The 25,554-nt window shown below is 70.6% G+C and carries 20 protein-coding genes; 11 read left to right on the top strand and 9 right to left on the bottom strand.

Annotated elements, in window-relative coordinates:
• Positions 1 to 78: 78 nt before the first annotated feature.
• Genes ACFYRY_RS07285 through ACFYRY_RS07270 form a run of 4 tightly spaced genes read left to right on the top strand, consistent with a single transcriptional unit; the run spans position 79 to position 3,864 of the window.
• A complete protein-coding gene (locus ACFYRY_RS07285) occupies positions 79 to 996 on the top strand; it encodes an SDR family NAD(P)-dependent oxidoreductase (protein ID WP_389140951.1) in 918 nt (305 codons plus the stop codon).
• Entirely contained in the window at positions 996 to 1,871 is an 876-nt protein-coding gene (locus ACFYRY_RS07280) for an amidohydrolase family protein (RefSeq protein ID WP_389140949.1), read from the top strand. Before ACFYRY_RS07285 ends, ACFYRY_RS07280 begins: the two co-directional genes overlap by 1 nt.
• Before the next feature lie 11 nt (positions 1,872 to 1,882).
• Positions 1,883 to 3,394 carry a long-chain fatty acid--CoA ligase gene (locus ACFYRY_RS07275; RefSeq protein ID WP_389140947.1) on the top strand — a complete coding sequence of 504 codons (1,512 nt, stop codon included), beginning with the start codon at positions 1,883 to 1,885 and terminating at the stop codon, positions 3,392 to 3,394.
• Positions 3,395 to 3,408: 14 nt separating this feature from the next.
• The gene (locus ACFYRY_RS07270) at positions 3,409 to 3,864 is read left to right on the top strand and encodes a MaoC family dehydratase (protein ID WP_389140945.1); all 456 of its coding nucleotides are present in this window, start codon (positions 3,409 to 3,411) and stop codon (positions 3,862 to 3,864) included.
• Between the two features lie 115 nt (positions 3,865 to 3,979).
• Here the strand turns inward: ACFYRY_RS07270 and ACFYRY_RS07265 are convergent, their stop codons facing one another.
• Genes ACFYRY_RS07265 through ACFYRY_RS07235 form a run of 7 tightly spaced genes read right to left on the bottom strand, consistent with a single transcriptional unit; the run spans position 3,980 to position 14,679 of the window.
• On the bottom strand, positions 3,980 to 5,656 hold the full coding sequence (locus ACFYRY_RS07265) for a PHP domain-containing protein (RefSeq protein WP_389140943.1): 1,677 nt from the start codon (positions 5,654 to 5,656) through the stop codon (positions 3,980 to 3,982).
• Positions 5,657 to 5,682: 26 nt separating this feature from the next.
• On the bottom strand, positions 5,683 to 7,515 hold the full coding sequence (locus ACFYRY_RS07260) for a LamG-like jellyroll fold domain-containing protein (protein WP_389140941.1): 1,833 nt from the start codon (positions 7,513 to 7,515) through the stop codon (positions 5,683 to 5,685).
• A gap of 49 nt (positions 7,516 to 7,564) precedes the next feature.
• Positions 7,565 to 10,489: a glycoside hydrolase family 2 TIM barrel-domain containing protein gene (locus tag ACFYRY_RS07255; RefSeq protein WP_389140939.1), complete on the bottom strand. Its 2,925-nt coding sequence runs from the start codon at positions 10,487 to 10,489 to the stop codon at positions 7,565 to 7,567.
• Positions 10,486 to 11,349, bottom strand: coding sequence for a carbohydrate ABC transporter permease (locus tag ACFYRY_RS07250; RefSeq protein ID WP_389140937.1), 864 nt, complete (start codon positions 11,347 to 11,349; stop codon positions 10,486 to 10,488). The genes ACFYRY_RS07255 and ACFYRY_RS07250 overlap by 4 nt, the downstream gene beginning before the upstream one ends.
• A gap of 15 nt (positions 11,350 to 11,364) precedes the next feature.
• Positions 11,365 to 12,327 (bottom strand): carbohydrate ABC transporter permease, encoded by a 963-nt coding sequence (locus ACFYRY_RS07245; RefSeq protein WP_389140935.1) that lies wholly within the window; start codon positions 12,325 to 12,327, stop codon positions 11,365 to 11,367.
• Complete coding sequence (locus tag ACFYRY_RS07240) at positions 12,327 to 13,613, bottom strand: ABC transporter substrate-binding protein (protein WP_389140933.1); 1,287 nt, start codon at positions 13,611 to 13,613, stop codon at positions 12,327 to 12,329. Before ACFYRY_RS07240 ends, ACFYRY_RS07245 begins: the two co-directional genes overlap by 1 nt.
• 46 nt (positions 13,614 to 13,659) lie before the next feature.
• The gene (locus tag ACFYRY_RS07235) at positions 13,660 to 14,679 is read right to left on the bottom strand and encodes a carbohydrate kinase family protein (RefSeq protein WP_389140931.1); all 1,020 of its coding nucleotides are present in this window, start codon (positions 14,677 to 14,679) and stop codon (positions 13,660 to 13,662) included.
• Between the two features lie 140 nt (positions 14,680 to 14,819).
• Here ACFYRY_RS07235 and ACFYRY_RS07230 point away from each other — a divergent pair, with 140 nt between their 5' ends.
• From ACFYRY_RS07230 to ACFYRY_RS07210, 5 genes are all read left to right on the top strand, one after another.
• The gene (locus ACFYRY_RS07230) at positions 14,820 to 15,596 is read left to right on the top strand and encodes a DeoR/GlpR family DNA-binding transcription regulator (protein WP_389140929.1); all 777 of its coding nucleotides are present in this window, start codon (positions 14,820 to 14,822) and stop codon (positions 15,594 to 15,596) included.
• Entirely contained in the window at positions 15,593 to 16,930 is a 1,338-nt protein-coding gene (locus tag ACFYRY_RS07225; RefSeq protein ID WP_389140927.1) for a 6-phospho-beta-glucosidase, read from the top strand. Before ACFYRY_RS07230 ends, ACFYRY_RS07225 begins: the two co-directional genes overlap by 4 nt.
• A gap of 72 nt (positions 16,931 to 17,002) precedes the next feature.
• Entirely contained in the window at positions 17,003 to 20,059 is a 3,057-nt protein-coding gene (locus ACFYRY_RS07220) for an alpha-mannosidase (RefSeq protein ID WP_389140925.1), read from the top strand.
• A gap of 111 nt (positions 20,060 to 20,170) precedes the next feature.
• A complete protein-coding gene (locus tag ACFYRY_RS07215) occupies positions 20,171 to 21,421 on the top strand; it encodes an alpha-L-fucosidase (RefSeq protein WP_389140923.1) in 1,251 nt (416 codons plus the stop codon).
• A gap of 91 nt (positions 21,422 to 21,512) precedes the next feature.
• Positions 21,513 to 22,034 carry a cupin domain-containing protein gene (locus ACFYRY_RS07210; protein WP_389140921.1) on the top strand — a complete coding sequence of 174 codons (522 nt, stop codon included), beginning with the start codon at positions 21,513 to 21,515 and terminating at the stop codon, positions 22,032 to 22,034.
• Between the two features lie 40 nt (positions 22,035 to 22,074).
• Here ACFYRY_RS07210 and ACFYRY_RS07205 read toward each other — a convergent pair whose 3' ends face one another.
• Positions 22,075 to 23,268 carry an ATP-grasp domain-containing protein gene (locus ACFYRY_RS07205; RefSeq protein WP_389140919.1) on the bottom strand — a complete coding sequence of 398 codons (1,194 nt, stop codon included), beginning with the start codon at positions 23,266 to 23,268 and terminating at the stop codon, positions 22,075 to 22,077.
• A 407-nt stretch (positions 23,269 to 23,675) separates the two neighbouring features.
• Here ACFYRY_RS07205 and ACFYRY_RS07200 point away from each other — a divergent pair, with 407 nt between their 5' ends.
• Both ACFYRY_RS07200 and ACFYRY_RS07195 read left to right on the top strand, forming a co-directional pair.
• Positions 23,676 to 24,536 (top strand): metallophosphoesterase family protein, encoded by an 861-nt coding sequence (locus ACFYRY_RS07200; protein WP_389140917.1) that lies wholly within the window; start codon positions 23,676 to 23,678, stop codon positions 24,534 to 24,536.
• Complete coding sequence (locus tag ACFYRY_RS07195; protein ID WP_389140915.1) at positions 24,533 to 25,213, top strand: 4'-phosphopantetheinyl transferase; 681 nt, start codon at positions 24,533 to 24,535, stop codon at positions 25,211 to 25,213. Before ACFYRY_RS07200 ends, ACFYRY_RS07195 begins: the two co-directional genes overlap by 4 nt.
• Positions 25,214 to 25,250: 37 nt before the next feature.
• Here ACFYRY_RS07195 and ACFYRY_RS07190 read toward each other — a convergent pair whose 3' ends face one another.
• A complete protein-coding gene (locus tag ACFYRY_RS07190) occupies positions 25,251 to 25,490 on the bottom strand; it encodes a hypothetical protein (protein ID WP_389140913.1) in 240 nt (79 codons plus the stop codon).
• Between the last annotated feature and the right edge of the window lie 64 nt (positions 25,491 to 25,554).

The following is a 25,554-nucleotide window of genomic DNA, read 5'->3' as shown; positions in this document are numbered from 1 at the left end:
GCCGTACAGAGCCGTATCGCGCCGCATCAAGCAACACCCAGCCGCATCTCTCGCGTCAGTCTGTGAAGGGACCCACCCGTGCCCAGCATCGATCTCACCGGCAAGGCCGCCGTCGTCACCGGCAGCGGCCGGGGCCTCGGCCTCGCCTACGCGCACGCCCTGGCCGCCCACGGCGCCTCCGTGGTCGTCAACGACATCGACGAGGCCGTGGCCGAGCAGGCCGTGAAGTCGATCGTCGAGGCGGGCGGCAAGGCCGTCGCCGAGGTGGTCGCCGTCGGCACCACCGAGGCCGCCGACCGGCTCGTGAACCGCGCCGTGGAGGAGTTCGGGCGCCTCGACGTCCTGGTCACCAACGCCGGCATCCTGCGCGACAAGGTGCTGTGGAAGATGACCGACGAGGACTTCGACGCGGTGATCACCACCCACCTCAAGGGCACCTTCACCTGCGCCCGCGCCGCAGCCGTCCGGATGCGCGAGCAGGGCGAGGGCGGCAGCCTGATCCTGGTCGGCTCCCCGGCCGGGCAGCGCGGCAACTTCGGGCAGACGAACTACGCCGCCGCCAAGGCGGGCATCGCCGCGATGGCCCGTACCTGGTCCATGGAGCTGGGCCGCGCGGGTATCACCGTCAACGCGATCGTGCCGGTCGCCGCGACCGCGATGACCGAGACCATCCCGGCCTTCGCCCCGTACGTCGAGGCCATGAGGAACGGCGAGCCGCTGCCGGGCTTCCTGCGTAAGGGGGAGGGCTTCGGCACCCCAGAGGACTGCGCCGCGCTCGTCCCCTTCCTCGCCTCCGAGGCCGCCCGTGGCATCACCGGCCAGGCTATCGGCATCGGCGGTGACAAAGTGGCACTCTGGTCGCATCCGCAGGAGATCAGCGCGGCCTACGCCGACGGCGGCTGGACTCCCGAGACCCTGGCCGACGCCTTCCCCACCTCGGTCGGCGCCGAACTCCAGAGCGTCGGCATCCCCGCCCCGAAGTTCCCGGAGGCGTGATGGACCTGAACGACCTCGTCGCGATCGACGTCCACACCCACGCGGAGGTGTCCTCGAAGGGCCACTCCTCCCTGGACGACGACCTGCACGACGCCTCCTCCGCCTACTTCAAGGTCGAGGGCAAGCGCAAGCCCACCCTGGAGGAGACGGCGGCGTACTACCGCGAGCGCAGGATGGCCGCCGTGATCTTCACGGTGGACGCCGAGTCCGCGACCGGGACGGCCCCCGTGCCCAACGAGGAGGTCGCCGAGGCGGCCGCCGCCAACGCGGACGTGCTCATCCCGTTCGCCTCCATCGACCCCTTCCGGGGAAAGGCGGGGGTCAGGCAAGCCCGCCGTCTGGTCGAGGAGTACGGGGTGAAGGGGTTCAAGTTCCACCCCAGCATCCAGGGCTTCTTCCCCAACGACCGGTCCGTGGCGTACGCCCTCTACGAGGTGATCGAGGAGACCGGCACGATCGCGCTGTTCCACACCGGCCAGACCGGCATCGGCGCCGGGGTGCCCGGCGGGGGCGGGATCCGGCTGAAGTACTCCAACCCCCTGCACGTGGACGACGTGGCCGCCGACTTCCCGCACCTGAAGATCATCCTGGCGCACCCGTCGTTCCCCTGGCAGGACGAGGCCCTCGCGGTGGCCACCCACAAGCCGGGCGTGCACATCGACCTGTCCGGCTGGTCGCCGAAGTACTTCCCGCCGCAGCTGGTGCAGTACGCCAACACCCTGCTCAAGGACAAGGTCCTCTTCGGCTCCGACTTCCCCGTCCTCACCCCCGACCGCTGGCTCGCCGACTTCGAGAAGCTGTCGATCAAGGACGAGGTGAAGCCGAAGATCCTCAAGGAGAACGCCGCCCGCCTGCTCGGGCTGACGAAACCGTAAGGGGCGTCACGATGCGCAACGAGGGACTGGGGTCGTGGCCCGCACGCCGGGCCCGCAAGACCCCGCACCGCACCGCCCTGATTCACGGTGAGCAGGCGACGGACTACCGCACGCTGCACACCCGCACCACCCGCCTCGCGCACGCCCTGCGCGCCCGGGGCGTCCGGCGCGGCGACCGGATCGCCTACCTCGGCCCCAACCACCCCTCCTACCTGGAGACACTGTTCGCGGCGGGCACCCTCGGCGCGGTCTTCGTCCCCCTCAACACCCGCCTGGCCGGCCCGGAGATCGCCTACCAGCTCGCCGACTCCGGGGCCAGGGCCCTCGTCTACGGCCCCGCCTTCCAGGGGCTGGTCGCCGGGCTGCCGGGCAACAGCGACGTCCGGACCTACGCCGAGGTCGGCGCCGAGTACGAGCAGATGCTCGCCGAGGCGTCGGCCGAGCCGATCGACGAGCCGGTCAGCCCCGACGACACCTGCATCATCATGTACACCTCGGGCACCACCGGACGCCCCAAGGGCGCGATGCTCACCCACGGCAACCTCACCTGGAACGCGGTCAACGTCCTCGTCGACACCGACCTGATCGCCGACGAACGCGCCCTGGTCTCCGCCCCGCTGTTCCACACGGCCGGCCTCAACATGCTCACTCTGCCGGTCCTGCTCAAGGGCGGCACCTGTGTCCTGGTCGAGGCCTTCGACCCGGAGGCCACCTTCGACCTGATCGAACGGCACCGGATCACCTTCATGTTCGGGGTGCCGACGATGTTCGACCAGGTGGCCCGGCATCCGCGCTGGCCGGACGCCGACCTGTCCTCCCTGCGGATCCTCACCTGCGGCGGCTCCCCGGTACCGAGCCCGCTGATCGCCGCCTACCAGGAGCGCGGCCTGACCTTCCTCCAGGGCTACGGCATGACGGAGGCCGCACCCGGCACGCTGTTCCTGGACGCCGAGCACGCCCTGAGCAAGGCGGGCTCGGCCGGGGTGCCGCACTTCTTCAGCGACGTCCGGGTCGTCCGGCCGGACCTCGCTCCGGCCGACGTCGGCGAGACCGGCGAGGTCGTGGTGCGCGGGCCGCACGTCATGCCCGGCTACTGGGGGCTGCCCGAGGAGACGGCCGCCGCCTTCGCCGACGGCTGGTTCCGCAGCGGGGACGCGGCCCGGACCGACGAGGACGGCTATCTCTTCATCGTCGACCGCATCAAGGACATGATCATCTCCGGCGGGGAGAACATCTACCCCGCCGAGATCGAGGACCTGCTCCTCGCCCACCCGGACATCGTCGAGTGCGCGGTCATCGGTGTACCCGACGACAAGTGGGGCGAGGTGCCGCGCGCGGTGGTCGTGCCGCGCGAGGGCGCCGCGCTGGATCCCGACGAGGTGCTGGCCTCGCTGGCCGGGCGGCTCGCCAAGTACAAGATCCCCAAGTCCGTGGTGGTGGCGGACGAACTGCCCCGCACCGCCTCAGGAAAGCTCCTGAAGTCCCGGGTGCGCAACCGCTACGGACATCACCAACTCCCTTAAGGAATCGGTTACTTATGAGTATCACCGTGAACGGTCTCGACGAACTGAAGAAGCTGGCCGGAAGCGATCTCGGGACCAGCGAGTGGATCGAGGTCACGCAGGAGCGGATCAACACGTTCGCCGACGCCACGGGGGACCACCAGTGGATCCATGTGGACCCCGAACGCGCGAAGGAGGGCCCGTTCGGCGCGCCCATCGCCCATGGATACCTGACCCTTTCCTTGTTCATCCCGCTGTTCACCGAGCTGCTGGAGGTCGAGGGAGTCTCGACGAAGGTCAACTACGGGCTGAACAAGGTGCGTTTCCCGTCCCCGGTGAAGGTCGGGTCGAAGATACGGCTGGTGGGGAAGCTGGCCTCGGTCGACGACGTGCCGGGTGGGGTACAGATCACCGTGGACGGCACGATCGAGATCGAGGGTGGGGCGAAGCCGGCGGCCGTGCTGCAGAGTCTGTCGCGCTTCTATTCGTGAGTGTTCCCTCGTCGCGTCGTAGGGCTTGAGCGTTGCGGGGCGCGACCGTTGTGGCTGGTCGCGCCCCGCGGCGGAGCCGCATAATGTCACAGCCCCGCGCCCCTTACGGGGCGCCTCAGCTGCCAACCACGTCCACGAAGATCGGGTTGGAGTAGAACCAGGTGTCGGCCCACGGGTCGCCGTCTCCGGGGACGTGCGGGATCGGGCCGTGCGGGTCGATGGCGGCCCCCAGGTAGCCGGTGCCGTTGCGCTTGCCGTCGCTGCCGCGCAGGCGGACGTAGAAGGACTCGTCCCCGGCGGTGACCGGGATGCGCAGGGTGTACGTCCCGGTCCGGCCGGAGACGTCCTTGGTCTGGACGACCTTGGTGTCGGGAGCCTTCCAGGTGTCCCGGTCGGTCACCGGGCCGCGCACCGCGCCCCGGATCAGGTCCACGTGGGCCAACTGGGGCAGGATTCCCTGGGTGTTGGGGCGGGAGGTGGTCGTGACGGTGACGTTCAGGGTGAGCTTCTCGCCCTTGCGGACCCGCAGTCGGCCGCCCAGCGTCACCCCGGGACCGAAGTCGCGGTCCCGCTGAAGCCGCACGTCGAGCCCGTCGAGCAGATGCCCGTGGTCGAGCCAGACCCGGCCCGCGCGCAGGCCCGCCATCACCGCGCGGTAGCCGTAGCGGGTCACGCCCACATGGGTGCGGCTGAACTGGCCGGGCCAGAAGTCGCCGCCGGGCTGCGGGGAGTCCGTGTTCACGGGGTCGGGGATCTTGCCGGTGTTGTCGAAGTTCTGCCCCGGCAGCCAGTCGCCGTTCTTCCACGTGTCGAAGACGACCCGGTGGACGTCGGAGTTGGTGGTGATGGTGAACAGCTTGCCCTCGGCGAGCATCGCGTCCCACATGCCACCGACCGTCGACGTCATCCAGTCGAAACCGCCGTACAGCACATACGTATCCTCGGGGTAGCCGGCCCAGGAGTTCACGGACGGCTTGTTGGTGTACTCGCCGCGCTGTGAGGTGGGGCCCTCCCAGCCGGGGATGCCGCCGCCCTGAGCGCCGGGCGCGCCCTCCATGCCGATCATGATCTCGGGAGCCGCGTCCCGCCAGTTGCGCATCTCGTGCGGGGAGTCGATGCCCAGCCGCATCGGATGGTTGGCGAAGACGAGGACGTCGTCGACGTAGCCCGTACGGCGCTGTTCGGCGAGCCACTGGATGGCCTTGACCGCGTGCGCCTCGTTGCGGGCCGTGTTCGGGTTGCCCGGGGCGCCGTCCGTGTACCCGAGCAGCTTGCCGTCATAGGCCAGCTCGAACTGGGTGAGGACGTCGACCTCGTGGGGACCGGGCGCGGCGAAGATCGTGCAGTGCTCGGCGGCCGGGATGTACCACTCCAGGCCCTGGAAGATCAGCTGGCGGGGGTTCTCGGCGCGGGCCTTGAGGATCTCCTTGTGCTCCATGGCGGCGCCGTAGGAGGCATGCCCGAAGTTGGAGTGCTCGTTGAAGACCATCCAGTCGAGGCCGTACTTGGCGGCCGCGGTGGCCAGCTGGGAGAAGGTGTACTTCGCGTCGTGGCTGTAGACGCTGTGGACGTGGTGGTCGCCGACGAGGTAGGCGAGGCGGGGGTCGCCGCCGCCGAGCGGTCTGTCGTCCGCCGCTGCCGCCACCGTGGGCGTGGCCGCCGAGCCGAGTGCGAAAGCGGCCCCGAACAAGCCGGCGCTGCGCAGCAGCCCGCGCCGGGAGACGCCCTGCGGGTCGAGTTCGGAGGGGGAGACCGACGGGTCGGCCCAGGCGGGCAGCTGTTGCTCTGTCATGGTTCTCGCGCCTTTCTTCGGGGACGTCAGTGGTTCATGAACGAGGTGACGGGCAGCGCCCGTTCGACGATCCGGACGTCGCCGAGCCGTCCGTGCAGGATCTGGTCGATCTTCCCGGCGTACTCGTAGCCCCCGAGCAGCCACGGCAGCCCGACAGAGGTGACCCCGACGGCGGTGGCGTGCGGATTGCGGGCGACGGGGCAGCCCTGGACGTACATGACGGTGTGGGAGCCGTCGTTGACGACGGCGACGTGCCACCACACCTCCCGGGCCGTCTCGTCGCCCCAGTTCGTGGCGATGCCCTCCTGGTTGAGCGGCCGGACCGCCCACTGCGGGCCGGGGCCGTCGGACAGCGAGAGCGTGGCGAGCGGCTCGTCGGGGTCGTCCGCGGTCTTGCCCGCGGCACCGCCCGTGCCGGTCCGGCTGACCAGTCCCGACCAGGCGTTGTGGTCGGGGTCCCAGTCGGCCGGGACGCGGTAGAACGCCTCGATGGTGTAACCGGCCTTGAACGTCGCCGAGTTGAGGGGCGCCCCGTCGACCGTGCGCAGGTAGGCGCCCTTCAGCGGGGACTTGTACCCCTGGAACTCGAGGCTGCCGTGGCCGGGCTGGTCGGGGTGGTGGTCCGAGGACCAGCCCAGCGTGCCACCGCCCACCGACACCAGGCTGAGGTCGTTGCCGCGGCCGGACAGGTCACGGACCGTGCCGGACACGGGGGACTCGAAGCGCCAGTACGCGACCGTGCCCGGGACGAGCATCCGCGACACGGGACGGGCCGGACGCGCGGACACCGGGGCGAACCCGGCGAAGCGGTCGGTGAAGTCGATGTCGACGGAGAACCGGTCGGCGTCGCCGCTCAGCTCGATCTCCTGCCGCTCCAGTTCGTTGAGCCCCTTCGCGGCGCGGCCGAGGATCCACGGGGAGACCGTCTCGACGTCGATGACGTCACGGTCCAGGTCGAAGTGGTAGAGGCGGATCATCGCCGCGCCACCGAAATACCGGTTCTGATAGTTCGTCAGGTGCAGATGGACGTCGTTGCCCGCCGCGTTCTTGCGGGTGGCCCGGCCGGCCGGCCAGTAGTGCCCGTTGAGGGTGAGGAAGATCTGGTCGTGGTCCGCGATCAGCTGGTCCCACAACTGCTGTCCGTAGTCCGACAGGGTGTCGTCCTCGACGACCAGCTCGTGCGTGGTGAGGATGACCGGGGTCTTCGGGTGCCGGGCGATGACGTCCTTGGCCCAGGCGAAACCCTTCGCCGACAGCCTCCAGTCCAGGGCGAGCACCAGCCACTCGCGGCCGCCCGCCTTGAACAGGTGGAAGGTGTTGTAGCCGTCGGGCGAGGCGCCGCCGAAGGTCGGCTTGTCCTTGAACCGCTGCGGCCCGAAGGCGGCCAGGTACGGCGTCGGACCCCGCTGGTCGTCCGTCGAGGACTTCACGTCGTGGTTGCCGGCCAGGACGCTGTAGCCGACGCCACGCCGGTCCAGCAGTCCGAACGCCTCGCTGATCGCGGTGACTTCGATCTGGGCGCCGTTCTCGGTGAGGTCACCGAGGTGGGACAGGAAGACGATGTTGTCTTCCTGGCCGTGCTCCAGGAGGTAGCGCAGGGACGCCTCGATGGGTGCCTTGTCGATGCTCGGCCCGTCGAAGAGGTACTGCGTGTCGGGCATGACGGCGAGGGTGAAGCGACGGCTGTCGGGATCGGGCCGCCAGCCCGACTCGGACGCCGGGGCCGCCTCGGCGGCCGTCGGCAGCGCCAGACCGGCCGTGGCCGCCGCGCCCAGCAGCGCGGTCGCCCGCAGGAAACCGCGTCTGCCGGCACCGGCCTGCGCGGCCTCGCCCTGGTCGTGCTCATGCGAAACGCACACGTGTGCTCCGTAACACTGCGTAAAGGGTGACAGAGGAGGTGTGGGGGGTTCAGAGGGCGCGCAGGGTCCAGCTCCAGCGATGGGTGCCCGGTGCGAGGAGGTAGGAGGGTGAGGTGTCCGGACCGCACGAGGCGGTGCCCAGGCCGCGGTGGGCGGCGTCGAGGTGGACGACGCACCCGGCCCGAGGGACGAGTTCGTCGTGATGGGTCGCGGAGGTCAGGTCCTCCGCGCGGTAGCGGGTCACGGAGACCTGCCGTGGTTCGTCCAGGACGACTGTCAGTCCCGTGGAGTCAGGTGCCGACAGGGTGAAGCGCCGTACGCCGTGCCGCCCACCGCTCTCCTGCGGGCGCAGGTAGGGGGTGAACAACTCGTCCACGGGTACCGAGTGGTGGCCGACCGGTGCTCCGAAGGCACGGTCCGGATAGGACTCCCAGGGGCCCTGTCCGTACCACTCCATCAGGTCCAGGCCCGCCACCGTCTCGAACACGGAGCCGACCCGGGCCAGATCGGTGAGCTGGTCCGGCAGTTCGGCCGACTCCTCGACCTGGACGCCGCCCTCGATGGGGGTGAACACCTGCGTGTGCCGGATGACACCGGCGGCCGCGGCGTACTCCGCGGACACGGTGACCCGGCCGTCCGCCCGGCGCACGTCGACGAGCTTGCGCACCAGCGTGTCGAGTCCCCAGGCCCGCCAGTTCACCGCCATCCCGCCGAGTTCGTCGTTGTCGGTGGGTGCCCGCCACAGCGACAGCGTGGGCGCGGAGGAGAGCAGCGGATGGACCAGCAGACCGTCGCCGTCGACCTCGACGAAACGATTCCGCACGGGCGGGGGAGTGGCCTGGGGGTCAGCCGCCCGCAGTCGTACTTGCGGCAGGCACACCACCGTCCCGCGCGGCGCCCACGGCTCGTCCCCGGCGGTGGTCACGCGCAGGGTCAGCCACGCCTCCCCGCCGTCCTCGGGCAGCTCGAAGGGCAGCGGCACCGCCGCCGTCTCGCCCGGCCGCAGATCGGGCAGCTCGGCCGGCGCGGTCAGGGTGCCGCCGTCCGCCAGGGCCAACCGCCACTCGGCGGACAGCCAGTCCAGGCCGCGGAAGTGCTGGTGGTTGCCGATGACGATGCCCTCGTGCCGGAGGCACTCCAGCCGCAGGGGCGCCGCGATCTCGCGGTGCTCGTACATCACGGGCTTGGGAGTGCGGTCCGGGAAGACCACCCCGTCGGCGATGAACGCGCCGTCGTGGATCGTCTCGCCGAAGTCGCCGCCGTACGCCCAACGATGTCCGGGCGCGGCGACACCGTTGTCATGGAGTCCGGCGCCCCCACGCCCGACCGGTCTGCCGTCGTTCACACGCTGAAGGATTCCGTGGTCCCAGAACTCCCAGATGAATCCGCCCTGAAGGCCCGGGGTGGACTCGATGGCCGCCCAGTGGTCGGCCAGTGTGCCGTTGCTGTTGCCCATCGCGTGCGAGTACTCGCACTGGATCAGCGGCTTGGTCTGCTCCCCGGACAGCGCGTGCGCGACGCAGTCCTCCAGCGGCGCGTACATCGGGCAGGCGATGTCGGAGGCGAGGCCCGGGTCGGCCCAGCCGAGCTTGGCGGCGCCCTCGTACTGGATCGGCCGGGTCGGATCGTGCCGGCGCACCCAGCCCGCCGCCGCGTCGTGGTTCGCGCCGTAGTCGGACTCGTTGCCCAGCGACCAGATGATCACCGAGGGGTGGTTCTTGTCGCGCAGCACCATCCGGGAGACCCGGTCGACGAAGGCGTTCAGATAGCGCGGGTCGTCGGCGATCTCGTGGGCGTGGTCGTGGGACTCGATGTCGGCCTCGTCCACCACGTAGAACCCGAGCTCGTCGGCCAGGTCGTACAGCGCCGGGTCGTTCGGGTAGTGCGAGGTGCGGACCGCGTTGAAACCGAAGCGCTTCAGCAGCACCAGGTCCGCGCGCATCTCGTCGTACGTCACCGTCCGCCCGGTCAGCGGATGGAAGTCGTGCCGGTTGACGCCCCGGATGTACACCCGCTCGCCGTTGACCAGCAGGTCCCGGCCGACGATCTCGACATCCCGGAACCCGATCCGGTGGTGCGAGGCGTCGGCGACGGTGCCGTCGGCGCGGTGCAGCCGGACGGTCAGGTCGTACAGCTCGGGCACCTCCGCGTTCCAGGTGCGCACGTCCCGCACGGTGGTCAGCAGCCGCGCCTCGCCGAGGAAGTCGGAGACCCGGTCGTCCTCGGTGTTGACCCGGTCGAACTCCGCGTCCTGGGAGAGCGGGTGACCGTCCAGCTCACCGCTGACGTACCACCCCTGCGGGAGCGCCCCGCCCGCGTCCCGCACCTGGCAGTCCACCCGCAGGTCGCCGTCCCGCCCCGCGCGCACCGTGACGTCCGCGAGCCGCAGCGGGTCGGTCGCGTACAGCAGCACCGACCGCGTGACCCCGCCGTGCCACCACTGGTCCTGGTCCTCGATGTGCGAGGCGTCCGACCACTTCACCACCGTCAGCCGTACGGTGGCCCGCTCGCCGGGGCGTACCACCTCGGTCAGGTCGAACTCGGCGGCCAGGTGGGAGTCCTTGGAGACGCCCACCGCGCGCCCGTCGACATGCACTAGGAGCACGCTCTCGGCGGCCCCGACCTGGAGCACGATCCGCCGCCCGGCCCACTCGGCCGGCACCTCCACCGCACGCTCGTACACCCCGGTCGGGTTGGCCGCGGGTGAGGCGGGCGGGAACTGCGCGAACGGCATGCGGACGTTGGTGTACTGCGGGAGGTCGTCCGTGTCCTGCGTCGTCCAGACACCGGGGACGTAGGAGGACGACCAGTCGCCGGCCGGCGGCGTGTCCGGCGCCGGCAGCAGTTGGAAGCGCCACTCGCCGTCCAGGTTCAGCGCGCCGGCGCGGCGGTCGACGGCGTTCATCGGCAGCCGTCGCCAGGAGGTCACCTCGGGCGTCTCCCAGGGGCGCAGCGCGAGCAGGGGGTCCGTCACTTGATCGCTCCCTTGCCGAGGTCACCGATGATCTGCTTGGCACCGATCGCGAACACGATCAGCAGCGGGATCAGGGCGAGCAGCGCGCCGGTCATCACCATGCCGTAGTCGGTGGTGCCGTGGACGCCGTTGAGCTGCGACAACGCGACCTGGAGGGTGACGTTGTCCGGGTTGGTCAGGGAGATCAGCGGCCAGGCGTAGTCGTTCCACTGGCCCATGAAGGTGAAGATGCCGAGGAAGGCCAGGCCCGGGCGGACCACGGGAAGCGCCACATGCCAGTACTGGCGCAGAAAGTTAGCGCCGTCGATCTTCGAGGCGTCAAGGAGTTCGTCGTGGATCGCGCTCTTCATGTACTGGCGCATCCAGAAGATGCCGAACGCGTTGGCCGCCGCCGGCACGATCAGCGCCGTCATCGAGCCGATCCAGCCGATCTTCGCCATGATCACGAACTGCGGGATGATCGCCATCTGGGTCGGCACCATGAAGATCGCCATCAGCAGGACGAACAGCGCCCTGCGGCCCGGGAACTCGAACTTGGCGAAGACGAACGCGGCCAGCGAGTCGAAGAACAGGACCAGGAAGGTCACCGAGCTCGCGACCAGCAGCGAGTTGAACATCGAGCCGAAGAAGTCGATGTTGTCGAAGAGGCTGCGCACGTTCTGCAGGAAGTGCGAGCCGGGCAGCAGCTTCGGCGGGTAGGAGAAGATCTCGGTCGACGTGTGCGTCGACATGATGAGGGCCCAGTAGAACGGGAAGGCCGACAGCAGCAGCCCGATGACGAGGACCGCGTGCAGCGCGATGCCCCGGCGCCGGGAACCCCGGATGCCCCTGGAGTCTTTGGTGTCCTTGACGGATGCCATGGTGTCCCGGCCTCCCTAGTCTTCGTCCCGGCGCTGCACCAGGCGCCAGTTGATGATCGAGAAGATGACGACGACGAGGAAGATGCCCCACGCCACGGCGGCGCCGTAGCCGAAGTCGTTGTTGTCGAAGGTCTGCTGGAAGAAGTAGAGGACCATCGTCCGGCCCGCGTGGCCCGGTCCGCCGGAGAACGTGGAGTCGTTCGAGGTGTTCTGCAGCAGCACCTGCGCCTCGGTGAAGCTCTGCAGGCCGGTGACGGTGGAGACGACGAGCACGAAGAGCAGGGTCGGCCGCAGCATGGGCAGCGTGATCCGGAAGAACGTCTGCACGGGCCCGGCGCCGTCGACCCGCGCCGCCTCGTACAGCTCGCTCGGGATGGTCTGCAGACCCGCGAGGAAGATGATCGCGTTGTAGCCGACCCACTGCCAGGTCATCAGTGTCGCGATGGCGATCTTGATGCCCCACGGCGTGTTCAGCCAGGCCACCTGGTCCAGGCCGACGGCTCGCAACAGGGCGTTCACCAGGCCGAAGTTGGTGGAGAACACCGAGCCGAAGACGATCGCGATGGCCACCACCGAGGTGACGTTCGGCAGGAAGTAGGCGAAGCGGTAGACGTTCTTGAACCGGACCGCCGAGTTGAGCAGCACGGCCGTGATCATCGCCAGGAAGATCATGGGGAAGGTGGCCAGCGCCCAGATGATGATCGTGTTGCCGATCGAGCTCCAGAAGTCGCTGTCGCTCACCAGGTACCGGTACTGCGACAGGCCCGCCCACTCCATCGAGCCGAGGCCGTCCCAGCGGTGGAAGGACAGGTAGAGCGAGAAGCCGACGGGAATCAGGCCGAAGGCGAGGAACAGCAGATAGAACGGTGAGATCGCGGCGTACAGGTGCCAGTACTTGCGCCATCCCTTCTTCGGCCGCGTGGCGGGCGGATCCGCCACCGCCACGGGGGGCCTGTCCAGCGCGGGGACGGTGGCCATCAGTAGCTCACCCCCAGGTGCTGCGCGATCCGCCGGCACTTGCTCATGGCGTCACTCCAGGCCTTCTTCGGGGCCTTGCCGAGGACGCCGACGTTCTTGATCTCGTCCTTGATGGGCTGCCCGAGGGCCACGTCGAACGGGCTGTTGTAGGCGACCACGATCTTCTGCGCGGCGGGCCCGAAGACGTCCGTGGTCACCTGGCCGCCGAAGAAGGGGTCGGCCTCGCGCAGTTGCTTCAGGCCGTACGAGGCGGGGGTGGACGGGAAGAGGCCGGCGTCCACGTAGCCCTGCGCCTGGTTGGAGGCGTTGAGCATCCACGCGATGATCTCGAAGGCCCGCTCGGGCTCCCGGCACGCCTTGGTGACCGACAGGAACGAGCCGCCGTTGTTGGCGGGCCGCACGGGCATGTCGGCGACCCGCCACCTGCCCTTGGTCTTCGGCACGCCGTTCTTCAGGTCGTAGGTCGCCCAGGAGGCGCCCAGCTGGCTGGGCAGCTTGCCGGACTCCACCGCCGAGAGCTGGTCCGGGGTGCCGGTGACCAGGTTGGAGACGAGCCCCCGCCGCTTGGCCTCCACGGCCAGGGCCCAGGCGTCGCGTACGTGCTCCTGGTCGCCGATGAAGACGCGGTCCTTGTCGACGTACCGCTTGCTGCCTTGCTGCACCACGTTCTCGAAGACGCTGTTGACGTCGGTGAGCAGGGAGGTTCCCGGAACGCGCTGCTTGAGACGCTCGCCCGCCGCGAAGAACTTCTCCCAGGTGTCCAGCTCCCGGGACACGTCGGCGGGCTCGTACGGCAGCCCCGCCTTGCGGAAGACCTCGTACTGGTAGAGGTGCGCGACCGGGCCGCAGTCGATCGGGAAACCGATCATGGAGCCGTCGTCGGCGATGCCCTGTTGCCACTTCCACGGCAGGTACTGGCTCTTGTACGTGTCCGCGCCGAGCGTCCGCAGGTCCACGAACTGGTCCGCGTTGGGCAGGTAGGACGCCATGTCCTCGCCCTTGAGGCCCGCGATGTCGGGGACGTGGGCGCGGCCGGCCATCGTGGTGATCAGCTTGGACCGGTAGTAGCCGCCGATCTTTACGGCCTTGAGGTCGACCGTGCTGTCGTAACGGGCCTTGGCCTTGCCGATGACCGTGTCGCCGAGGCCGCCGTCCCAGTACCACAGGACCATGTTGCGGCCGGTCGAACCGGTCGGGACGGCACAGCCGGACGCCAGACCGCCGAGCGCTGTGGCGGCCGTACCGGCCAGGCCCGCGCGCAGCAGTCCTCTACGTGAGAGCCGCAAAGCTCCCACCGCCTTTCGGATCTGTCAGTGCTTCGCTTGTGGGGGGTCAGTGGTGCGGTGCGGGCGGGGTGACGGGGGCGTGTCGCACCGGAGGGCCGGGGTCCGCCGGCAGCCGCTCCGCGAGGAAGCCGTACGCCCGCTTCAGGTCGGGGTCGGTCAGGGCGCGCCACCAGCGGTCCACGCCGTACCAGCCGGGGGCCGCGAGGGCGCCCCCGTGATGGCGTACGGACAGTCCGGCCGCCAGGACCGCGAAACGCAGCCGCTCCTCCAGCGGCCAGCCGCCGAGCGAGGCCGCCACGAAGCTCGCGCCGAAGACGTCTCCGGCGCCCGTCGCGTCCAGGACGTCCACGGCGAGCGCCGGCACGTCCGCGTACTCGCCGGTCGTCTGGTCGACCGCGATCGCGCCGTCCCCGCCGCGGGTGACCACGGCCACCGGGACCAGTTCGGAGAGGGTGCCGAGGGCCGCGACCGCGCTGTCGGTGCGGGTGTAGGCCATCGCCTCGGTCTCGTTGGGGAGGAAGGCGTGGCACAGCGCGAGCTGGTCCAGGAGCGCGGGGGACCACTCCTGGGTCGGGTCCCAGCCGACGTCGGCGTAGATCCGGGTACCGTTCGCGGCGGCCTTGGCGAGCCAGGCGCGTGGTTCGGCCTCCAGGTGCACGAGGGCCGTGCGCGCCTCGGGCGGGTCGGCCATCAGGGTGTCCTGCGAGTACGGCGGTTCCTGGCCGTGGGTGACCAGGGCCCGGTCGTGACCGTGCGCCAGCGCGACCGTGACCGGGGTGTGCCAGCCCTCCGCGACCCGGGAGAGCGCGAGGTCGACGCCCTCCTGGCCGGCCAGGACCTCCTGGCAGTACGCGCCGTAGAAGTCGTCGCCGAAGACCGTGGCCAGGGAGGTCCGCAGGCCGAAGCGGGAGGCGGCGACGGCCAGGTTGGCGATGCCGCCCGGGCCGCAGCCCATGCCGGCCGTCCAGATCTCCTCGCCGGGCGTCGGCGGCTTGCCCAGACCGGTGAGGACGAGGTCGTAGAAGAGCAGCCCGGTCAGCAGCACCTCGGGCCGGTCGTCATCCACGTGAAGGTCCTCTCATCCAGGAGAGCTCGTCAAAACTCTTCATTTCGTGACCGGAATCGTGCGACGATCCGCGAGATTGGTCAATACCTGAGCAGAACTGAGCATGGAAATGATTGAAGATGACGAGTAGTGTTCACGTCGTGCTGGCAGAACGACGACATCAACTCATCCTGCGGGCCCTGCGCTCCGGTGGCCCCGCGGCCGTGACCGATCTCTCCGAGCAGCTGGGTGTGAGCCCCGCCACGATCAGACGTGACCTGGTCAAACTCGAGGACGACGGCATGCTGACGCGGGTGCACGGCGGCGCCGTGGCCGAGGACGGCGACCAGCCGTTCGCCGAGGTCGCCGAGGTGCGCGTGGCGGAGAAGGACGCCATCGCCGCGCGGGCCGCCGCCATGGTCGCGGACGGTCAGTCGGTGCTGCTCGACATCGGCACCACCGCCTACCGCCTGGCCCGGCAGCTGCACGGCCGGCGGCTCACCGTGATCACCAGCAACCTGGTGGTCTACGAGGAGCTGGCGGACGACGAGGGCATCGAGCTGGTGCTGCTCGGCGGCATGGTCCGGCGCGAGTACCGGTCCCTGGTCGGCTTCCTCACCGAGGACAACCTGCGCCAGCTGCACGCCGACTGGCTCTTCCTCGGCACCAGTGGAGTGCGCCCCGGTGGGCAGGTGATGGACACGACCGTCGTCGAGGTCCCCGTGAAGCGGGCCATGATCAAGGCCAGCGAGAAGGTCGTCCTGCTCGCCGACTCGGCGAAGTTCCCGGGCACCGGCATGGCGAAGGTCTGCGGTCCCGAGGACCTGGACGCGGTGGTGACGAACGCGCCGGTCAACCCGGCGACGCTGGCCTCCTTCGAGGAGGCGGGCGTCGACGTGGTGCCGGCAGGCAACAACGGAAAGGCGGACGCGGCGTGAAGCTGACGATTCTGGGTGGTGGCGGGTTCCGGGTGCCGCTCGTGTACGGGGCCCTCCTCGGGGACCGCGCCGAGGGCCGCGTCACCCATGTCGTGCTGCACGACCTGGATGCCCGGAGGCTGTCCGCGGTGACCCGGGTGCTGGCCGAGCAGGCCGCCGGGGTGCCCGACGCGCCCGAGGTGAGCGCCACGACCGACCTCGACGAGGCACTGCGCGGCGCCGACTTCGTCTTCTCCGCGATCCGCGTCGGCGGCCTTGAGGGCAGGGCGAACGACGAGCGGGTGGCGCTGGACCAGGGTGTCCTCGGGCAGGAGACGGTCGGCGCGGGCGGCATCGCCTACGGTCTGCGGACCGTTCCGGTCGCCGTCGACATCGCCCGGCGGGTGGCCCGGCTGGCCCCGGACGCCTGGGTCATCAACTTCACCAACCCGGCCGGCCTGGTCACCGAGGCCATGTCCCGCCACCTCGGCGACCGGGTCATCGGCATCTGCGACTCGCCGGTCGGCCTCGGCCGCCGTATCGCCCGTGTCCTGGGCGCCGACCCCCAGGAGGCGTGGATCGACTACGTCGGCCTCAACCACCTCGGCTGGGTGCGGGGCCTGCGGGTGGCCGGCCGGGACGAGCTGCCGCGTCTGCTCGCCGACCCCGGCCTGCTCGGGTCCTTCGAGGAGGGCAAGCTCTTCGGCGTCGACTGGCTCCAGTCCCTCGGCGCGATCCCGAACGAGTACCTGCACTACTACTACTTCAACCGGGAAGCGGTCCGGGCCTACCAGCAGGCCGACAAGACCCGCGGCGCGTTCCTCGCCGACCAGCAGGCGCGCTTCTACGAGGAGATGAAGCGCCCCGACGCGGCCGCCCTGACCGCCTGGGACCGCACCCGGGCCGAGCGCGAGGCCACCTACATGGCCGAGAACCGGGAGACGGCCGGCGCCGGCGAGCGCGACGCCGACGACCTCTCCGGCGGCTACGAGAAGGTGGCCCTCGCCCTGATGCGGGCCATCGCCCGCGACGAGCGCACCACCCTGATCCTCAACGTCCGCAACCAGGGCACCCTCTCGGTGCTCGACCAGGACGCCGTCATCGAGGTCCCCTGCCTGGTCGACGCCAACGGTGCCCACCCGGTCGCCGTCGCCCCGCTGCCCGACCACGCCACCGGCCTGGTCTGCTCCGTCAAGGGGGTCGAGCGCGAGGTGCTGGCCGCGGCCGAGTCGGGCTCCCGTGCGACGGCGGTGAAGGCGTTCGCGCTGCATCCGCTGGTCGACTCGGTCAATGTGGCCCGCAGGCTGGTGGAGGGCTACACAGACGTCCATCCTGGCCTGGCGTACCTTGTGTAGACGCGCCCGGTAAGCGCTTTCTGGCCTTCGGGCTCTCCCCCCTCCCTGGCTTCCTGTTTCCTGGAGATCTTCATGCACGACGAACGCCGCCGGATCGAGGAGCGCGTCGAGCGCGTCCACACCCAGCGCATCAAGCCCGCCATCTACGCGGCCACCGTCCCCTTCGAGGTCGAGGCCTGGCAGGCGCCGGGCGAGCCGGTCCCGTTCGCGGAGGCCGCCGCCGCGCCCTACGCGCCCTTCGCGATGGACACCCCCTGGGGCCCGCCGTGGGGCACGACCTGGTTCCGGATGCGCGGGCAGGTGCCGGCCGAGTGGGCGGGACGGCGCGTCGAGGCCGTCATCGACCTCGGCTTCGTGGGCGACTGGCCGGGCAACCAGGCCGAGGCGCTGGTCCACCTGACCGACGGGACCCCGCTCAAGGCGGTCAACCCGCTCAACCAGTACGTACCGATCGCCAACCCGGCGACGGGCGGCGAGACGGTCGACTACCTGGTCGAGGCCGCCTCCAACCCGGACATCCTCGCCGACAACTTCTCGAAGACCACCCACCTCGGTGACGTCCTGACCGCCGGTGACAAGCCGCTGTACACCTTCCGGTGCGCCGACATCGCCGTCCTGGACGAGGAGGTCTGGCACCTCGACCTGGACCTTCAGGTGCTGCGCGAACTCATGGTCCACCTCGGCGAGCACGAACCGCGCCGCCACGAGATCATGCACGCCCTCGACCGGGCCATGGACACCCTGGACCTGGACGACGTCTCCGGCAGCGCCGCCGCCGTCCGCGAGGTACTCGCCCCCGTCCTGGCCCGGCCCGCGCACGCCAGCGCCCACACCGTCTCCGGTGTCGGCCACGCGCACATCGACTCCGCCTGGCTGTGGCCGATCCGCGAGACCAAGCGCAAGACGTCCCGCACCTTCTCCAACGTGACGTCCCTGGCCGACGAGTACGAGGACTTCATCTTCGCCTGCTCCCAGGCCCAGCAGTACGAGTGGGTGCGCGACAACTACCCCAAGGTGTGGGCCCGCATCCAGGACTCGGTCAAGAAGGGCCAGTGGGCGCCGGTCGGCGGCATGTGGGTCGAGGCCGACGGCAACCTGCCCGGCGGCGAGGCCATGGCCCGCCAGCTCATCCACGGCAAGCGGTTCTTCATCGAGCACTTCGGCGTCGAGACCAAGGGCGTCTGGCTGCCCGACTCCTTCGGCTACACCGCCGCCTACCCGCAGCTCGCCAAGCTGGCCGGCAACGAGTGGTTCCTCACCCAGAAGATCTCCTGGAACCAGACCAACAAGTTCCCCCACCACACCTTCTGGTGGGAGGGCATCGACGGCACCCGCATCTTCACCCACTTCCCGCCCGTCGACACCTACAACGCCCGCTTCAGCGGCGAGGAGATGGACCGCGCGGTCCGCAACTACAGCGAGAAGGGCGGCGGTACCCGCTCGCTGGCGCCCTTCGGCTGGGGAGACGGCGGCGGCGGCCCCACCCGCGAGATCATGGAACGCGCGCGCAGGCTCGCCGACCTGGAGGGCTCGCCCAAGGTCGTCGTGGAACACCCCGACGACTTCTTCAAGGCCGCCCGGGACGAGTACCCGGACGCCCCCGTCTGGAACGGCGAGCTCTACCTGGAGCTGCACCGCGCCACCTACACCTCCCAGGCCCGCACCAAGCAGGGCAACCGGCGCAGCGAACACAAGCTCCGCGAGGCCGAGTTGTGGGCGACCACGGCCGCGCTGCACGCGCCGGGCTACGCGTACCCGTACGAGAAGCTCGACCGGCTGTGGAAGACGGTCCTGCTGCACCAGTTCCACGACATCCTGCCCGGATCGTCGATCGCCTGGGTGCACCGTGAGGCGGAGGCCGAATACGCCCGGGTGGCCGAGGAGTTGGAGGCGCTGACCGCCGAGGCGGTCGCCGCGCTGGGCGCCGGAGGCCCCCGCGTGCTCAACACCAGCCCGTACGACCGCTCCGACGTGGTCCGTGCGGCCGACGGCACACCGGCGTACGTGGAGGTACCCGCGAGCGGCAGCGCGCCGCTGACCGACGCCCAGCCCCCACAGCCGGTGAAGGTCGCGGGGCGGACCCTCGACAACGGCCTGGTCCGGGTGGAGGTCGCCGCGGACGGCACCCTGTCCTCCGTACGCGATCTGCGGGCCGACCGCGAGGTCCTCGCCGGCTCGGGCAACCTGCTCCGTCTGCACACCGACCTCCCGAACTACTGGGACGCCTGGGACATCGACAAGCACTACCGGAACCGCTACACGGACCTGCTGGAAGCGGAGTCGGTGGCCGTCGTCGAGGAGGACCCCCTGCTCGGCGCGATCCGCGTGACGCGCTCCTTCGGCAAGGGCTCGACGCTCACCCAGACCATCACCCTGCGCGCCGGCAGCCCCAGGATCGACTTCGCCACCGAGATCGACTGGCACGAGGCAGAGAAGATCCTCAAGGCCGGCTTCCCGGTGGACGTCCGCGCCGCGCACTCCTCCGCGGAGATCCAGTTCGGGCACGTCCAGCGCCCCACCCACACCAACACCACGTGGGAGGCGGCCCGCTTCGAGGTCTCCGGCCACCGCTGGGTGCACGTCGGCGAGCCCGGCTACGGCGTCGCGGTCATCAACGACTCGACGTACGGCCACGACGTGACCCGAACGGTCCGCGAGGACGGCGGTACGACCACCACGGTCGCGCTCAGCCTGGTGCGCGCCCCGCGCATCCCGGACCCCGAGGCCGACCAGGGGGCGCACCGGTTCACGTACTCCCTGCTCCCCGGCGCGAGCATCGAGGACGCGGTCGCCGAGGGCTACGCCCTGAACCTGCCGCTGCGGGTGGCGGACACGGCGGGGACCCCGGAGCCGGTCGTCTCCGTGGACGGCGAGGGCGTGACCGTCGAGGCGGTCAAGCTCGCCGACGACGAGTCCGGCGACGTGGTCGTCCGCCTCTACGAGTCCCGCGGCGGCCGCGGCCAGGGCGTGCTGCGCACCGGCTTCCCGCTGGCCGGCGCGCGCGTCACCGACCTGCTGGAACGCCCGCTGGAGAGTGCTGAGGTCGGCACCGACGGCACGGTCGCGGTGGCCCTGCGCCCGTTCCAGGTGCTGACGCTCCGCCTGGAGCGCGGCACCACCGGCCGCTAGCACCGGCCCCGGGGGCGGGCGCGCCCGCCGCGCCCGCCCCCCTTCCCCGCTCCTTCTCTCCGAACGTCCCTGCTTCCACCGCGTGACCTTGCCCTGTAGAGGAGTTCAGCCGTGTCCATGCAGCAGTGGTTCACCGACGCCAAGTTGGGGATCTTCGTCCACTGGGGGATCTACGCCGTCGACGGAGTCCAGGAGTCCTGGTCGTTCTACGACGACATCGTCCCGCACGACCAGTACATGTCCCAGCTCGACCGCTTCACCGGAGCCCGCTACGACCCCAGGGCCTGGGCCGACCTGTTCGCCCGAGCGGGCGCCCGGTACGCCGTCCTCACCAGCCGCCACCACGACGGCGTCGCCCTGTGGGACACCGCGTACGGCGACCTCAACCTGGGCCGCGACTACCTCACCGGCTACGTCGACGCCCTGCGCGAGAAGGACCTCAAGGTCGGTTTCTACTACTCGCACTCCGACTGGAACCACCCCGACTACGCCTCCACCCGCAAGCCGGGCCGCCCGCCGGAGCAGGAGGACAACCGCTACTCCGAGGTCGCGGCCGAGGACGAGGACCTGGCTGCCTGGGAGCGGTTCATCGCCTACCGCGACGGCCAGATCCGCGAGCTCGCCTCCCGCTACCGGCCCGACCTGATGTGGTTCGACGGCGAGTGGGACCGCAGCGAGGAACAGTGGCGCATCCCCGAGCTCGCCGCGCTCATCCGCTCCTACTCGCCCGACGTCGTCTTCAACGCCCGCATGCTCAGCGAGGGCGACTACGCCACCCCCGAACAGGGCGCCCCCATCGAACCGCCCGCCGGTCCCTGGGAGTTGTGCCTGACGATCAACGACTCGTGGGGCTACCAGCACCACGACCACAACCACAAGTCGCTCAGCCAGCTGATCCGGTACTTCACCGAGACCATCGGCGGGGGCGGCAACCTGCTCCTGGACGTCGGCCCGAGGGAGGACGGCACCATCCCCGAGCCGCAGGTCGAACGTCTCGAAGGACTGGGGGAGTGGATCCGCAGGCACTCCGAGGCCGTGTACGGGACGGTCCGCGGACTGCCGGCCGGGCACCACTACGGTCCCAGCACCCTCTCCGCCGACCGCCGCACCGTCTACCTCACCCTGTACGACATCCCGCGCGCCGAGATCGGCGTGCGCGGCCTGGTCACACCGGTCCGCAAGGTCACCGTCCTCGGCACCGGCACCGAACTCGCCCACCGGGTCGTGGGCGGGCTGCACGAGGCGGTCGGCGTGCTGTGGATCGACCCGCCCGCCGCGGCGGACCTCGACCCGCACGCCACGGTGCTCGCGGTCGAACTGGACGGAGAGCTGGAGCTGTACCGGGGATCGGGCCGCTTCTGAGCAGAGCCTTGCAGCCTCGGCGAATTGACCCATGGTTTCGGCCCTGAAATGCCCCCCGTCACCGGTCGATCGGCTCCCTAGAGTTGTGGACATGATGACGAACAGGGAGTCAGAGACCACGATGACCGCGCCCTTCGCACCGGTTCTCACCCGGGCCGCCGAGGCCGAGACGACGAGCGACCCCAGCAGTGTGATGACGCTCCTCGCGGACTCCGACCACACCGGCGGGCGGCTCACCAGTTACCGGTCGACCTTCGCCGAGGGCGCCGTCGGAGCGCCCGCCCATCTGCACACCCAGGCGTCCGAGTTGTTCTTGGTGATCGACGGATCGCTCCAGGTGCTGGTGGGCGAGGAGATCACCGTCCTCGACGCGGGCGACTTCCTCGTCGTGCCCCCGCACACCCCGCACGCCTTCGCCGCCGCGCCCGGCAGGACGGCCGACGTGCTGTTCGTGTTCACGCCGGGCGCGGGCCGCTTCGACTATCTGCGGCTCCTGGGGCGGGTGATGCGCGGCGAGGCCGATCCCCAGGAGATCAAGGACTCGGCGCAGCGGTTCGACAACCACTACGTCGACAGCCCGGTGTGGCGCGAGGCGCTCGCCACCCGCGGCTGACCTGCCGCGGCCCCGGCACCTCGGCGCCGGGGCGCCGCGACTAGTGCCGTGGCAGAGGGTGTGAGGGGCTGGCAGCGCCCGCCGTGGCCTCCAGGCGCAGCGCGCCGGTCACCTCGGTCCTGACCGCCGAGCCGATCGGGGCGGGCTCGACGGGGGCGGGCTCGATCGGCGCCCGCTCCACCGGCGGGGGCGACGACTGCTGCGGAATGGACACCGCGCGCAACGGCCGTGGCCCTGACACCACCGTGTAGTCCTGCCCGAGGAACGGCGGAGCCATCTCGCCCGGGTCCTCGCCGAGCGCCAACTGCACCGCGGCCCACGGGACGTTGACCCCGCACAGGGACAGCTGGTGCAGACCGCCGGCCGGGCGGGTGTTGACGTCCATCAGGACCGGCGTGTCACCGAACATCCGGAACTGGATGTTGGACAGGTAGTGCAGCCCGAAGCCCTCCGCGATCTGTCGCGCGGGCTCCAGCCACTGCTCGGCGAGCGTGAACCCGCGACGGCGGCCGTTCTTGGTGCGGCCGATGGCCAGCCGGATCCGGTTGTCGGGTCCGGTCAGGCAGTCGACCGACACCTCCGGCTGCTCCAGGCGCGGCATGACCAGCCAGTCCACCGGCTCGTCCGTCTGCTTCAGCGCTTCCAGCACCAGGTCGAGCGAGACGTACGGACTCGGGAAGCCGTTGAGTTGCGCGAGCGAGAAGGGGGTGCGGGTGATGATCCGGAAGCCCACCCCGCCGGCGCCGGACGCGGGCTTGAAGCACGCCTTGTGCCCGCCGGCCTCCAACTCCTCGACGGCCGCGACCAGTTCGTCCGCCGACCGGGCCCGCCACCAGGGCGGCACCGGCACCCCGGTGGCCTGGACGGCCTCGTAGGCGATCACCTTGTCGTGGAAGACGGCCACGGCCTCCGGCGGCGGGGCGAGCAGCGCCGTCCCGGCCGCCTCGAACTCGGCGCGGTGCGCCACGATCGCCGACTGGTGCAGCCGGGGCACGAACACGTCGATGCCGCGTCGTACGCACTGGTCCAGCGCGTACTCCACGTACCCGGCCGGGGACAGACCCTCCGGCTCCAGGTCGGCGGTGTCGGCGGCGGCCAGGACGGGGGAGTCGGCGTCACCGTGAGTCGCATGGATCTCGACGGCACGGTCGCTGGGATTTCTCCGCAGCTGATCCATGAAGAAGACGTTCTCCGCGTACGTGCGGTTGAGCCAGACGCGTACGCGAGAGACCATTCAGGCCGCCTTTCAGGGTTCACGGGCACGGCGAAGCAGGCCGTGCCCGGCCAGGGTGTTGGGAGGTACACCAAACCGCCCCCGTGCGAAGGGGGGTGTGCGGTGGTGTTGGGGCGATCATACGGGTTCCGAAGGGGCGCGCGTGCAACGCGCGTGTTACGGATTACCCGATCATGCCGGCACCCTCCCCGCCGAGCGGGCAACACCGCTGGTACGAGGCGTGCGGAGCACCGCGGCACGAAATGTGGTCGTGGAAACGAGCACCGCGGGCGGGCTGCTGGACCACGGGCCGGCGTGCCGCCGGACGTCCGGCCGGACCCGCAGGCCGGACGGCCCGAGTCGCCCTTGTCCTCGGGCCCGCGGATATGTTCTCGTGGTCACATTCGGGAGCCCGGAGGAGGCGAGAGGTGACGTCGACGGTCGGCGGTGCCGGACAGCTGCTGGCCATCAGTGACCTGCACATCGGCTACGAGGAGAACCGCGCGCTGGTCGAACGGATGCGGCCGGAGACCGACGACGACTGGCTGCTGGTGGCCGGTGACGTCGCGGAGACCGTGGCCGACATCCGCTGGGCGCTGAAGACGCTCGCGGGCCGCTTCCGCAAGGTCGTCTGGGTCCCGGGCAACCACGAACTGTGGACCCACCCCAAGGACACCGTCACCCTGCGCGGAGTCGCCCGCTACGACCACCTCGTCGACATCTGCCGGGAACTCGGCGTGACCACACCCGAGGATCCCTACCCCATCTGGAACGGCCCCGGCGGTCCGGTCGCGGTGGCCCCGCTCTTCCTGCTCTACGACTACACCTTCCTGCCGGCCGGCTGCTCGACCAAGGACGAGGGACTGGAGTACGCGCACTCCACCGGGATCGTCTGCACCGACGAGGCCCTCCTGCACCCCGACCCCTACCCGACCCGGGAGGCCTGGTGCCGGGCCCGGGTCGCCGAGACCGAACGCCGGCTCGCCGCGCTTCCCGACCACCTGCCCGCCGTCCTCGTCAACCACTACCCGCTGGACCGGCACCCCACGGACGTCCTGTGGCACCCCGAGTTCGCCATGTGGTGCGGCACCCGGCTCACCGCCGACTGGCACCGCAGGTTCCGCGTCGAGACCATGGTCTACGGCCATCTGCACATCCCCCGCACCACCTGGCACGAGGGCGTCCGCTTCGAGGAGGTGTCGGTGGGCTACCCCCGCGAGTGGCGCAAACGCTCCGAACCCCCGGGCCGGCTGCGCCGCATCGCCCCGAGGGAGACGGCGGCGCCGTGATCGAGGAACTGCTGCCCGGCTCGGTGGTGACCGTGGAGGCGTACGGCCACGAGGAGCCCGCGACCACAGGTCTGTACCCCGAGGAAGCGGCCGTCGTGGCCCAGGCGGTCCGCAAGCGGCGCCGTGAGTTCGCCGTCGTGCGCTCCTGCGCCCGCCGGGCCATGGAGAAGCTCGGGGTGCCGCCGCAGCCCGTCCTGCCCGGGGAGCGCGGTGCCCCGCAGTGGCCCGCCGGACTGGCCGGCAGCATGACCCACTGCGACGGGTACGGCGCCGCCGCCCTGGTCCGCCTCACCGACCTGGCCTCCCTCGGCATCGACGCCGAACCCGACGGGCCGCTCCCGGACGGCGTCCTGGGCGCCGTGGCGCTGCCCGCCGAACGGGAGCGCCTGCTCCGGCTCGCCCAGGACCATCCCGGGGCCCACTGGGACCGGCTCCTGTTCAGCGCCAAGGAGTCCGTCTACAAGGCGTGGTTCCCCCTCACCCGGCAGTGGCTCGACTTCTCCGAGGCCGACGTCGAGATCGGCGTCGACCCCGGAGAGCGGCTGCATGGCTCCTTCCGCGCCGAACTCCTCGTGCCCGGGCCGGTGGTGGGCGGCCGACGGCTCGGGCACTTCGACGGCCGCTGGGCCGTCGGGCGCGGACTGGTGGCGACGGCCGTCACCGTGCCGTACGGCTGACGCACGGCACGACGGGTGGGTCCCGGGCGCGTGGCGGCTACGGCTGCGGCGGGTACCAGGTGTGCAGCAGCCGGAAGAACTCCTCCTCATTGCCCGTCAGCCCCGCCTCGGCCAGGGCCTGTTCCGCCTCGGCGAGCACCGCGGGCGGGACGACGGGTGGTCGGCCGGCGTCCGGCGGTCCGGGCGCCACGTCGAACGCGGCCCGCACCGTGTGCAGCAGCCGAAGATAGGCCTGGACGGCGGCGCGCTCGCGGTCGGTCAGTACGGCGGTGTGCATCGGACGGCTCTCCCCAGGTCGACTGCGTCGGTCACGCCGCACACGGCGGCGCACTTCCAGCTTG

The organism is Streptomyces sp. NPDC005263, from assembly GCF_042872365.1.
Lineage (GTDB): Bacteria > Actinomycetota > Actinomycetes > Streptomycetales > Streptomycetaceae > Streptomyces.
Note: the sequence above shows the minus strand (reverse complement) of the source record. Positions and strands in the feature narration are given on the sequence as shown.

Coding starts and splice junctions, on each gene's coding strand:
- ACFYRY_RS07250 (WP_389140937.1), bottom strand. CDS start 11,349: ATGGCATCCGTCAAGGACACCAAAGACTCCAGGGGCATCCGGGGTTCC.
- ACFYRY_RS07265 (WP_389140943.1), bottom strand. CDS start 5,656: ATGACAGAGCAACAGCTGCCCGCCTGGGCCGACCCGTCGGTCTCCCCC.
- ACFYRY_RS07280 (WP_389140949.1), top strand. CDS start 996: ATGGACCTGAACGACCTCGTCGCGATCGACGTCCACACCCACGCGGAG.
- ACFYRY_RS07270 (WP_389140945.1), top strand. CDS start 3,409: ATGAGTATCACCGTGAACGGTCTCGACGAACTGAAGAAGCTGGCCGGA.
- ACFYRY_RS07190 (WP_389140913.1), bottom strand. CDS start 25,490: ATGCACACCGCCGTACTGACCGACCGCGAGCGCGCCGCCGTCCAGGCC.
- ACFYRY_RS07205 (WP_389140919.1), bottom strand. CDS start 23,268: ATGGTCTCTCGCGTACGCGTCTGGCTCAACCGCACGTACGCGGAGAAC.
- ACFYRY_RS07275 (WP_389140947.1), top strand. CDS start 1,883: ATGCGCAACGAGGGACTGGGGTCGTGGCCCGCACGCCGGGCCCGCAAG.
- ACFYRY_RS07210 (WP_389140921.1), top strand. CDS start 21,513: ATGATGACGAACAGGGAGTCAGAGACCACGATGACCGCGCCCTTCGCA.
- ACFYRY_RS07245 (WP_389140935.1), bottom strand. CDS start 12,327: ATGGCCACCGTCCCCGCGCTGGACAGGCCCCCCGTGGCGGTGGCGGAT.
- ACFYRY_RS07220 (WP_389140925.1), top strand. CDS start 17,003: ATGCACGACGAACGCCGCCGGATCGAGGAGCGCGTCGAGCGCGTCCAC.